At 63.0% G+C, this 12,397-nt stretch carries 6 protein-coding genes; all 6 read left to right on the forward strand.

All coding sequences use genetic code 11. The features are described from left to right. Window positions 1-14: 14 nt before the first annotated feature. The 6 genes from KVO92_RS12820 to KVO92_RS12845 all read left to right on the forward strand — a co-directional run bounded on the left by KVO92_RS12820 (window position 15) and on the right by KVO92_RS12845 (window position 12,386). The gene (locus KVO92_RS12820; protein ID WP_217476015.1) at window positions 15-551 is read left to right on the forward strand and encodes a chemotaxis protein CheW; all 537 of its coding nucleotides are present in this window, start codon (window positions 15-17) and stop codon (window positions 549-551) included. 79 nt (window positions 552-630) lie between these two features. Then, entirely contained in the window at window positions 631-2,679 is a 2,049-nt protein-coding gene (locus KVO92_RS12825) for a methyl-accepting chemotaxis protein (protein WP_217476016.1), read from the forward strand. Window positions 2,680-2,736: 57 nt separating this feature from the next. Then, on the forward strand, window positions 2,737-3,606 hold the full coding sequence (locus tag KVO92_RS12830; protein WP_217476017.1) for a protein-glutamate O-methyltransferase: 870 nt from the start codon (window positions 2,737-2,739) through the stop codon (window positions 3,604-3,606). 11 nt (window positions 3,607-3,617) lie between these two features. Beyond that, window positions 3,618-10,874, forward strand: coding sequence for an Hpt domain-containing protein (locus KVO92_RS12835; protein WP_217477246.1), 7,257 nt, complete (start codon window positions 3,618-3,620; stop codon window positions 10,872-10,874). After that, window positions 10,867-11,919: a chemotaxis protein CheB gene (locus KVO92_RS12840; RefSeq protein WP_217476018.1), complete on the forward strand. Its 1,053-nt coding sequence runs from the start codon at window positions 10,867-10,869 to the stop codon at window positions 11,917-11,919. Before KVO92_RS12835 ends, KVO92_RS12840 begins: the two co-directional genes overlap by 8 nt. Next, entirely contained in the window at window positions 11,916-12,386 is a 471-nt protein-coding gene (locus KVO92_RS12845) for a chemotaxis protein CheW (protein WP_217476019.1), read from the forward strand. The genes KVO92_RS12840 and KVO92_RS12845 overlap by 4 nt, the downstream gene beginning before the upstream one ends. Window positions 12,387-12,397: the final 11 nt, after the last annotated feature.

Raw genomic sequence — 12,397 nt, forward strand, 5'->3', positions numbered from 1 at the left:
AGGGATGTTGCGACATGTCGGATTCGCCTACGCCGTTTCAGCGACTCCTGGAGATCGATAGCCGCTGCCGGGCGTTGGCTGCCGGACTGCCTTCGCAACAGGAGGCCGTCCAAACCTGGGCGGGGATTGGTTTTCGTATGGGGGGGCGATTGTTTGTCGCTCCAATGGGGGAGGTTGGTGAGATTCTCCACGAACCGCGTTACACCTTGTTGCCCGGCGTGAAAACCTGGGTCAAGGGTGTAGCCAACGTGCGTGGCAGGTTGTTGCCGGTCATGGATCTGTGCGGCTATTTCGGCCTCGAGCTGTCTCCGCTGCGCAAGCAGCGGCGGGTGCTGGTGGTCGATCATCAGGATGTGTTCGCTGGTTTGACGGTCGACGAGGTCTTCGGCATGCAGCACTTCCCGGTGGATGCTTTCTCCGAGCAGCTGCCGCCGGTCGAGGCGTCGATTCAACCCTTCATTCATGGCGTCTTCCAGCGCGAGCAACCCTGGCTGGTGTTCAGCCCTCACGCGCTGGCCGCGCATCAGACATTTCTGGACGTGGCGTATTGATTTAGGCGGGGCTGGCTGATGCCGGCCTTTTGGTTCTTGGAAGGAAACGTAAGGGTGGTCCAGGCGGGGGCCGGAAAAAATGAAAAAAATGAACGCGAATGCACTGCTTGCAGGGGTCCGTAGCAATACGTTGATCGCCGGGCTGTTTATCCTTCTGATCGTGTCGATGGTGTTGTTGTTCGTGAACTTCGCGTACATCAATACCCAAGCCGACTATGACAATGAATACATCGGACACGCAGGTGAGCTGCGAGTTCTGTCTCAGCGCATCGCAAAGAACGCTGTAGAGGCGGCCGCCGGTACCGCGGAAGCGTTCGATTCGTTGAAAGAAGCACGCAACGACTTCAGCGAGCGTTGGGGTTATCTATCCGAAGGCGATGATCGCATCGGCTTGCCAGCGGTTCCGCAATCGTTGCAGGCCGAGGTCGCGGCAGTGCAACAGGACTGGGACACGCTGCGGCAGAACACCGACGCCATCCTTGCTAGCAAGCAGACCGTGCTGTCGCTGCATCAGGTTGCGGCAACCCTCGCCGAGACCATTCCTCAACTGCAGGTCGAATACGAGGAAGTGGTGGATATCCTGCTGGAAAGTGGCGCGCCGGCCGCCCAGGTATCCGTGGCTCAGCGGCAATCGCTGCTCGCCGAACGGATTCTGGGTTCGGTGAACAAAGTGCTTTCCGGCGACCAGGACTCGGTACAGGCGGCCGACATGTTCGGCCGTGACGCGAGTTTGTTCGGTCGCGTACTCAACGCGATGCTCGAAGGCAACGAAGCCATGGGCATCACCCGCGTCAATGATGCCGAAGCGCTGGATCGCCTGGCTGCGATTTCCGAGCTGTTCCAGTTCGTGTCGGGCTCGGTGGACGAGATCCTTGAAACCTCTCCCGAACTGTTCCAGGTTCGCGAATCGTCGAACAGTATCTTCGAGGTCTCGCAGACCCTGCTCGACAAGACGTCGGCGCTGACCCAAGGCCTTCAGGGGCGTGCCGATGCCCGATACGCCAACACGTTGGCCGGCTATGTGCTCGGTGCGCTGGCGCTGGCCTCGATCCTGTTGATCGGTCTGGTCATGGTCCAGGAGACCCGTCGTCGCTTGAGCGAGACGGCCGAGAAGAACGAGCGTAACCAGACGGCGATTCTGCGCCTGCTCGACGAAATCGGTGACCTGGCGGACGGTGACCTGACCGTGGCGGCAACCGTTACCGAAGACTTCACCGGCGCGATCGCCGATTCGATCAACTACTCCATCGACCAGCTGCGTGATCTGGTCGAAACCATCAATCAGACGGCCGTACAGGTATCCGGCGCCGCGCAGGAAACCCAGGCGACCGCGATGCATCTGGCCGAGGCTTCCGAGCACCAGGCGCAGGAAATCGCCGGGGCATCCGCGGCGATCAACGAAATGGCCGTATCGATTGACCAGGTATCGGCTAACGCCGCCGAATCCTCCGCGGTAGCCGAGCGTTCGGTAGCGATCGCCAACAAGGGCAACGAAGTGGTGCACAACACCATCACCGGCATGGACAACATCCGTGAACAGATCCAGGACACCTCCAAGCGCATCAAGCGTCTCGGTGAATCGTCCCAGGAGATCGGTGACATCGTTAGCCTGATCAACGACATTGCCGACCAGACCAACATTCTGGCATTGAACGCGGCCATTCAGGCTTCGATGGCGGGCGATGCGGGCCGGGGCTTCGCCGTGGTTGCGGACGAAGTACAGCGACTCGCCGAGCGCTCCTCCGCGGCGACCAAGCAGATCGAAGCGCTGGTCAAGACGATTCAGACGGACACCAACGAAGCGGTTATCTCGATGGAGCAGACCACCTCCGAGGTGGTTCGCGGTGCCCGCCTGGCCCAGGACGCGGGTGTTGCCCTGGAAGAGATCGAGAAGGTATCGAAGAGCCTTGCGGCACTCATCCAGAACATCTCCAACGCCGCACGGCAGCAGGCTTCGTCGGCTGGCCATATCTCCAACACCATGAACGTCATTCAGGAAATCACCTCGCAGACGTCGTCAGGTACCACCGCCACTGCGAAGAGCATCGGTAACCTCGCGAAGATGGCCAACGAGATGCGCCACTCGGTATCCGGCTTCACGTTGCCGGCAACGCAGGACCAGGCTTGATGGGAGCACGGCAGCCAGTAACGGCTGCCGTGGACGTTCACGGGTAAGGGGCAAGGCATGCAGCCAAGTGTTGACTGGTCATTGAGACCCTTGGCCGATATGTCGTCAGCGGAGTTTCATGACTGGCAGGCCTTGCTCGAAGAGCGCTCGGGCCTGGTGGTCACCGAGCAGCGTAGGACGTTCCTTCAGGCGAACCTGAGCAGCCGCATGCGCGAAATCGGAGTGACTGATTACGCCAGCTACTATCGCCAGGTGACCGACGGTCCCAGGGGCGCGGTGGAATGGTCGACTCTGATGGATCGCCTGACGGTCCAGGAGACGCGCTTCTTCCGCCACCCGCCCTCGTTCGCCCTGCTCTGTAACTATATGCGGCAGCGCCACGAGTCGCGTGATAGCGCGGCGCAGCCCTGGTCGTTATGGAGTGTCGGATGCGCCAGCGGCGAGGAAACCTATTCGCTCGCGATCTGTGCAGCCGAGGCGCTGGGCCATGGGCAGGCCGAGGCGACTTATGGCGTGATCGGTACCGATATCAGCCTCAATGCTTTGGCGCGTTCACGCGAGGGCCTGTACACCCACCGACGGCTCGAGCAGTTGGATCCTGAACTGCGCAAACGGTATTTCCAGCAGCGTGCGGACGAGCGATTCCAAGTTATACCGAGCCTGGCGTCACGCGTTTGCTTTGCCAAACTCAACGTATTGGAGCTGGCGAGCGCACCAATGTCCGATATGGACGTCATTTTTTGTCAGAACCTGTTGATCTATTTCCGTCGCTGGCGCCGCCGCGAAATCCTCAATCGCCTGGTCGAGCGCATGGTGCCTGGGGGCTTGCTGGTGATCGGCGTGGGCGAGGTGGTCGGCTGGCAGCACCCGGAGCTGGTGCCCGTGGCTGATAGTCAGGTTTTGGCCTTTATCCGGAAAAGTTTATGAGCGGAGTCGCTATGGGTGATCGGCACGATTATGTCGCCCTGGAGTGGGTGAAAGGCGAAATAGCCGAAACGCTGAAACAGGCGCGGCAGGCCTTGGAAGCGTTCGTCGAAAACCCGCAAGACTCGACGCGGATGCGCTTCTGCCTGACCTATGTGCATCAGGTGCACGGCACCCTGCAGATGGTCGAGTTCTACGGCGCTGCACTGCTCGCTGAGGAGATGGAGCAACTTGCCCGTGCCTTGATGGATGGTGACGTTGCCAGCCAGACCGAAGCGCTCGAAGTGCTCATGCAGGCGATCCTGCAGATGCCGGTGTACCTGGATCGCATCCAGAGTGCACGCCGCGATCTGCCCATGGTCGTACTGCCCCTGCTCAACGATCTGCGCGCCGCGCGGGGCGAGAAATTGCTGTCGGAAACCAGCCTGTTCTCACCCGATATGTCGGCGCGTGCGCCAGCGCTTTCCCATGAGTTTCTGGCTCAACGGCGGACCGAAGAGCTGCCGGGCCTGCTGCGCAAATTGCGGCAAATGCTGCAGGTTGCATTGGTCGGCGTCATTCGTAATCAGGACCTGCCCACCAACCTGGGCTATATGGCGCGGGTGTTCGCGCGCCTGGAAATGCTCTGCAAAGAAGCTCCGTTGGGCGCGTTGTGGCAGATCGCATCGGGCGTGGTCGAGGGGCTCGCCAGCGGTGCGGTCGCCAATGGCACCACGGTTCGAAACCTGCTGCGCCAGGTCGACAAGGAACTCAAGCGTCTCGTTGCCCAAGGCGCCGACGGCATCAACCAACCGGCACCTGACGAGCTGATCAAGAACCTGCTCTTCTACATCGCCAAGGCACCTACCGACTCTCCTCGCATCCAGGCACTGAAGGCTGAATACAGCCTCGATGATGCGCTGCCCGACAGCACTCTGGTGGACGAAGAGCGCGCCCAGCTGGCGGGGCCGGACCGTGGGGCGATGCGTTCGGTCGTCGCCGCGCTGTGCGAGGAACTGGTTCGCGTCAAGGATAGCCTGGACCTGTTCGTGCGTAGCGATCGTCTCGGGCTGGCCGAGCTCGGCGCGTTGCAGGCTCCACTCAAGCAGATCGCCGATACGCTCGCTGTGCTGGGGTTCGGTCAGCCACGTCGGATCGTCCTCGATCAGATCGGCGTGATCGAAGCGCTGGCTCAAGGGCAGCGGCAACCTGACGACGCGGCGTTGATGGACGTTGCAGGGGCATTGTTGTATGTCGAGGCGACGCTGGCCGGCATGGTCGGCGGTACGTCGGACGAGCGAGGCGAAGAAAGTCACTTGCCCACCACAGACGTGGCGCAGATTCACCGCTTGGTGATTCGCGAGGCAAGGACCGGTCTGGAGCAAGCCAAGGACGCGATCATCGAGTTCATCGCCTCGCAGTGGAACCATCAGCACCTGGCTCGCGTGCCCGAGTTGCTGACCCAATCGCGCGGTGGCCTGGCCATGGTTCCACTGGCGCGCGCGGCTGCGTTGCTGGACGCCTGCAACCGCTACATCCAGGAGCAGTTGCTTGCTCAGCAGGCGATACCGGACTGGCAGAGCCTGGATACACTCGCCGATGCGATCACCAGCGTCGAGTACTACCTCGAGCGCCTCAGCGAGGACTGCGGCTCACAAGGCGATCTGATTCTCGACGTTGCCGAAGAAAGTTTGCAGGCCTTGGGTTACCCGCTTCGTGAGCCGGCCGCGGCTGTGCCCGATCCGGTCGCTGCCGAGGCAAGCCTTGAGTGGCACGATCCGTTGGACGAGATCGAAGTCCTTCTGCCGGAACCGGCTCCGGAAGCCATACCTGAGCAGCCACCTGAGGATGTCGAGGCGCTCGAGGCCGACGCGTTCGGGTTCGACGAGTCGAACCCGGGTGAATCGGATATTGCGCTTGAGTGGATCGATGACGCGACCCCTGCCAGTGATAGCGCTGGATCTGACGCAGCAGTCGAGCCGGAAGATTGGCTCGGACTTGAACCGCTGTCCGAACAGGATGCCGCTCCGGGGGCCGATGATTCCGCACTCGGTATCGACGTCGACGAGTCGCCTGCCGACGAGCCGCACGGCTTCACCTTGGAGTGGAGCGAAGCCGAAATGGCCGAACTCGACATGCCCGAGGTGGTATTGCCTGAGCGGATGGAGCAGTCGGTCGCCGCCGAACCAGCGATGACCATGGAAGACGTGATGGCCGCGCCGGTCAGTTCGATCAACCCGCCGGCGCAGGACGTCCCGCCGAGTTTGCTGCCGCCGCCCGAAGGCGAAGAGCCGGTTGATGACGACCTGCTCGAGGTGTTCATCGAGGAAGCCGCCGAGGTGCTCGAAACGATCGGCGAGTACTTGCCACGTTGGTGCGCCGATACCGCCGACAAGGAAGCGCTCGGCGAGGTGCGGCGGGCATTCCATACCCTCAAGGGCAGCGGGCGCATGGTGCGCGCGTTGATCATCGGCGAACTGGCCTGGTCGGTCGAAAACCTGCTCAACCGCGTGCTCGACCGTAGCATCGAGGCAAGCCAGCCGGTGCGCAACCTGGTCACCGATGTGGTTGCTCTTATGCCCGCGCTGGTCGAGGAGTTCGCCGCCAAGTCGCAGCGCCAGCGCGATGACGTCGACCGGCTCGCCGCCGACGCGCATGCCCTGGCGAAAGGATTGCCGACCGATCCGGGCCCGTCTGGCGGTGTCTCGCTTGATGAGCCGAGTGTGGCGCCGGCGGTCGAGGATGCCCTGGATCCGCAGTTGCTGGAGATTTTCCGCAACGAGGCCGAGGCCCATCTCACCACCCTGGTCGACTATCTGGCCGATTGCGCGCAACGCCTTCCCCAGCCGGTGACCGACGCCTTGCAACGGGCGCTGCATACCCTCAAAGGCAGCGCGCACATGGCCGGCATCCTGCCGGTCGCTGAGATCGCCACGCCACTGGAAAAGATGGTCAAGGAGTTCAAGGCCAACCTGATTTCGATGGATCTGGCCGAGGCCGAGCTGATTCAGGCCGCCGAGCAATTGCTGCGCCGTGGACTCGAGAATCTTGAGCATGATCCGTTGGCGCCGATCGAAGGCGCTGAAGCGTTCATCGCCCGGGTTCACGCCCTGCACCAGGCTCGGCTGGCTGACGCCGGCGAGCGGGCCGGCGGCGAAAAGGGCGAGCCGCGCGATCCGGGGATGATTGCGCTGTTTCTCTCGGAAGGCATGAATATCCTGCTGGATGCCGAGGACTTGCTGCATAGCTGGCGCGAGCATCCGGCCGAGCGCCAAGAGCTGACTGCGTTGCTGGAAGAACTGACGACGCTTGGCCTCGGGGCACAGATGGCTGATCTGCCGCAGATCGATGCCCTGTGTCAGGTTCTGCTCGATCTTTACGCGGTGGTGCAGGACGGGCGCCTGGCGGTCAGTGAGCGCTTCTTCGACGGTGTCGAACAGGGCCATGAGGCCCTTGTCGGCATGATGGATCAGGTTGCGGCCGGCTTGCAGGTTACCGGTCAGCCCGAGTTGGTGGCTCGCCTCGAGGCGTTGCTGGGCGAGGCGATCGATCCACAGACCTATGAGCTGCCAGGCGAAGCGTTGCCGCTTGATGGCCATGACGACACCGCTTCGATCGATGACGTCGCCGAGCCTGTAGCCGAAGCCGAAGCCGAAGCCGAAGCCTGGCCTGCGGAACCTCACGTGGCGCACAGCGCGCTCGACGAGGAGATGGTCGATATCTTTCTCGACGAGGCCGTCGACTTGCTTGAAAGCGCCGGCGGCGCGCTGGAGCGCTGGCTTGGCGATCCGGCCAACCAGCTGGCGCTTTCGGCGCTGCTGCGTGATCTGCACACGCTCAAGGGTGGCGCGCGGATGGCGGAAGTCCGCCCGATCGGCGATCTTGCGCATGAGCTCGAAACGCTCTACGAGGGGTTGTCCGATGGTCGCTATGTTCACACGGACGACCTCGCCAGCTTGCTCCAGCGCAGCCACGATCAACTAGCGGTGCAGCTCGAGCAGCTCCAGGCGAATAAGCCGATGGATGCTGCGGCGACGTTGATCGAGCAGATTCGGGCCTATCGCCAGGGCATCACGCCGAGCTTGGGTTGTGATGCCGATCAGCCGGCTGATGCGGATGCGCCTGAAGGTATTGTCGAGGCGACGCTCGACGAGACTCCCGAGCCCTTGGAGTCTCTGAAGCTGAATGATGAGCCGCCGCTCCTGTCCGGTGCGATCGATGAGGCCGGTGACCCGGATATCCCCTCTTCAGACGTCCAGGAAGAGCCGGTCGAGTCCGAGCCGGTAGAGCTTGAAGCGTACGACCTGGAGGACGCGCTCGAAGAAGCGCCAGCGCAGCCAGCATCTGAGCTGGACGAGCCAGTGGATACCGACCTCGCGCAGCCTATTGCCCAGCCGGAGCCGGAGCCGGAGCCGGAGCCGGAGTTGGAGTTGGAGTTGGAGCCGGAGTTGGAGGCAGAGTCGGAGCCAGAGCCTGACGACACCCCCTGGAACAGTCGTGATCCCGAACTGGTGGAAATCTTCCTCGAAGAAGGCTTCGACATCATCGAGCGCGCCGCCGCCTCGTTACAGCGCTGGATGGACGATGTCGACAACAGTTTTGAAATCGAAGCGTTACAGCGGGATCTGCATACGCTCAAAGGCGGCGCGCGGATGGCGGACATCCGCGAGATTGGCGATCTGGCGCATGAGCTTGAATACCTCTACGAAGGGCTGTGCGCTGGCAATTACCGGGCAAGTCCGACGTTGTTCGTCTTGCTGCAGAGTTGCCATGACCGGCTGGCGGCCATGCTCGACGCCGTGCGTGCGTATCGAGAACTGCCCAGCGGGCAGGATCTGATCGAAACCATCGGTCAATTCAGGGCCAATCCGGACGAGCAACTGAGCATTCCCAGCAGCGTGGCGCTGACCGCCGCGCCGGATTCGGCCGAGGCGGAGATCCTCGACATTTTCATCGAGGAGGCCGATGACCTGCTCGAGGAGATGGAATCGGCGCTCGGACGGTGGGAGGCCTCGCGTGATAGCACCGCGCCGGTCACCGACATGATGCGCGTGCTGCATACGCTCAAGGGCGGGGCACGCCTGGCCGGCCAGGGGGACCTGGGCGATATGGCGCACGATCTGGAGCAACGCCTAAGCGAAGCGCAACTGCAGGGCGGCCCCTGGATGGACAGCCTCTTCCTGGATGTGCAGGGCGGCTACGATGGGCTGCTCAAGGAAGTGGAAGCGATGCGCTCACGGTTGGCCAGCGACGCGGACATCGCGGCGCCCGAGCTGCCGTCGGAAAACGCTCAGGCGCCTCGTCCCGATACCTCTGTGATCGTTCTCGACACGCCGATCCTGGCGGTCAGCGCGCCAACGCAGGAGGTTACGGCGTCGGCCAAGGTGCTGCCATTCATCCGTCGGGCCGAACAAGCGGCACTGGATGCCGCCTCCCGCCGAGCACCGCAGGAGCTGGTGAAGGTACCTGCCGATCTGCTCGAGGGCCTGGTCAACCTGGCGGGCGAAACGTCGATCTTCCGGGGTCGAGTCGAGCAGCAGGTCAGCGACGTCGCCTTCACCCTGGGCGAAATGGAAGCGACCATCGAGCGTGTGCGCGACCAGCTGCGACGGCTGGATACCGAAACGCAGGCGCAGATCCTCAGCCGCTACCAGGCCGAGGCCGAGCGTGCTGGCTACGATGATTTCGACCCTCTGGAAATGGACCGTCATTCTCAGCTCCAGCAGCTCTCCCGAGCGCTGTTCGAGTCCGCATCCGACCTGCTGGATCTGAAGGAAACCCTGGCTGCGCGTAACCGTGACGCCGAAACCCTGTTGTTGCAGCAGGCGCGGGTCAATACCGAGCTGCAGGAAGGACTCATGCGCACTCGCATGGTGCCGTTCGACCGGCTCGTGCCGCGTCTGCGGCGGATCGTGCGCCAGGTCGCCAGCGAGCTTGGCAAGCAGGTCGAATTCCATGTGGGCAACGCGACTGGGGAAATGGACCGCAGCGTGCTTGAGCGCATCGTCGCGCCGTTGGAGCACATGCTCCGCAACGCCGTGGACCACGGCATCGAACCCACGACCAAGCGCGTGGCGGCAGGCAAGCCGGAGCAGGGCAACATTCGCCTGGAACTGGGCCGTGAGGGCGGCGACATCGTCTTGTCGCTGAGCGATGACGGCGCTGGTATCAATCTGGAAGCCGTTCGCCGCAAGGCGATCGAGCGTGGCCTGATGACCCCTGGCAATGACCTGTCGGATCATGAGGTGCTGCAGTTCATTCTCGAGGCGGGTTTCTCCACCGCCGAAAAGGTCACGCAGATCTCCGGACGCGGTGTGGGCATGGATGTGGTGCATTCGGAGGTCAAGCAGCTCGGTGGCTCGATGAGTATCGAGTCGACACTCGGTAGCGGTACGCGCTTCCTGATCCGCCTGCCGTTCACCGTGTCGGTCAACCGGGCCCTGATGGTCTATTCCGGTGAAGATCTGTATGCGATTCCGCTCAATACCATCGAGGGTATCGTGCGGGTCTCGCCCTACGAGCTCGAAGCCTATTACCAGCCAGGCGCGTCGCGCTTCGAGTACGCGGGGCAAACCTATGAGCTGCGCTATCTCGGTGAGCTGCTGAACAATGGCCAGCGGCCCAAGCTGGTCGGCCAGAGCCTGCCCCTGCCGGTGATCCTGGTGCGCTCGAACGAGCACAGCGTGGCGGTGCAGGTCGATAGCCTGGCCGGCTCCCGCGAGATCGTGGTGAAAAGCCTGGGGCCACAGTTCGCCACGGTGCCGGGCATTTCCGGCGCAACTATTCTCGGCGACGGTCGGGTGGTGGTGATTCTCGACCTGCTCGCGACCATCCGTGTGCTTCATGCACATCTGCTCACGCAGCAGCAGCCGTTGCGTCTGTTCGGCGACGATGAGTCGGTCGAGGTCGAGGTCGATCGTCCAACCCTGGTCATGGTGGTGGACGACTCGGTGACCGTACGCAAGGTCACCAGCCGCCTGCTCGAGCGCAACGGCATGAACGTGCTGACGGCCAAGGATGGGGTCGACGCGATCACCCAACTGCAGGAGCGCAAACCGGACATCATGCTGCTCGACATCGAGATGCCGCGCATGGACGGTTTCGAAGTGGCCACGCTGGTACGTCACGATGAGCATCTGAAGGACCTGCCCATCATCATGATCACCTCGCGAACCGGGGAAAAGCACAGGGACCGCGCCATGGGTATCGGCGTCAACGAATACCTCGGCAAGCCGTACCAGGAATCGCTGTTGCTCGAGACGATCCAGCAATTGGTCAAGCGTCATGACTGAACTGCCGACTGCACGCATTGGCGTGATCGCTGACACCTCATTGCAGCGGCACGTGCTGCAGCAGGCGTTGAGCGGCAACGGCTACAAGGTGGTCCTCAATAGCGATCCGGCTCGGTTGCAGGAGGCGGATCTGCTGGCGGTGGAGGCCGATCTTTGGTTGGTCGACCTGGCCCAGACAGAAGAGTCTCCGCTGGTCAACGCATTGCTCGAGCGGGACAGCTGCCCGGTTCTGTTCGGTGAAGGACACGCGCCCGAGCGTCATTCCGAGCACTATCCGCGTTGGGAGCGGCGCTTGTTCGGTAAGTTGAAACGCCTGGTGGGGGATCCGTCCCGGGTCGTGGGCCCGCGTCTTGAGGGGCTGCGCGCGGAGGCAGAGCGGCCGAAGCCGATAGAGCTGCCCGGCGCGTTACTGGCCGCTGAGTCGGTCGCAGGCGAGCCGGCGGCCGAAGTCTGGTTGCTGGCGGCATCGCTGGGCGGTCCCGAGGCGGTGAAGGCGTTTCTCGACGCATTGCCCGAGGGCTTGCCGATTGGCTTCGTCTACGCCCAGCACATCGAGGCCAGCTTCGAATCGGCGCTGTCGCAAGCCGTAGGACGCCATAGCCAGTGGCGCGTCAACCAGAGTCGTGAGCACGATCCGATTCGTTGCGGCGAGGTGGTGATTGCGCCGGTCGGCCAGGAAATGAGCTTCGGCAAGGACGGCGCCATGCTGTTCAGCGGGCGTAGCTGGCCAGAGCCCTACAGCCCTTCCATCGATCAGATGATGCTTAACCTGGCCCAGCAGTTCGGCAGCCGTTGCGGCGTTATCGCATTCAGTGGCATGGGCAGCGATGGCAACGCGGCGGCAGCGTACGTGTTGCGCCAGGGCGGCCGAGTCTGGACCCAGCGCGCCGACTCCTGCGTCTGCTCGAGCATGCCCGACAGCCTGCGCGAGGGCGGCTACAGCTCGTTCAGCGGCGATCCGCGCGAACTGGCCCAGGCGCTGGTTTCTCACCTGGCCCAGCAGACCAACCCGCCCGTTGCGGCTTTGCATTTGGAAAATCCATGAGTCAATCCGTTACCACCCAGGACACCGTCGCCAGCATTACCGGCTTGCTGGTGCCGCTGGCCGATCGCACGCTGCTGCTGCCCAACGTGGCTGTCGCCGAATTGATCCCTTATCGCGCGCCGCACGCCACCGAAGGCGCTCCTTCCTGGTTTCTCGGGCAGGTCCCGTGGCGTGATCTGCGATTGCCGTTGCTGTCGTTCGAGGCGGCGTCCGGCGGGCAACCCGAAATCGGGCCGCAGGCGCGGGTGGCCGTGCTCAACGCGCTGGGTGGCCGCGACCACGTGAAATTCATTGCCCTGCTGGTGCAGGGCATCCCGCGTTCGGTCAAGGTCGATCCCAGCTTGGCGCGCTCGGATGTCGCCTTGGCGCCGCTGGAGCTGGATGCGGTCAACTTCGGTGACGCCCTGGCGCGTATCCCGGATCTCGTGGCGCTGGAGCAGAAGCTGGCGGACGCCGGGCTGATCTGACCGCGACCCGC

Origin of the sequence: Stutzerimonas stutzeri (genome assembly GCF_019090095.1) — a bacterium.
Taxonomy (GTDB): Bacteria; Pseudomonadota; Gammaproteobacteria; order Pseudomonadales; family Pseudomonadaceae; genus Stutzerimonas; species Stutzerimonas stutzeri_AN.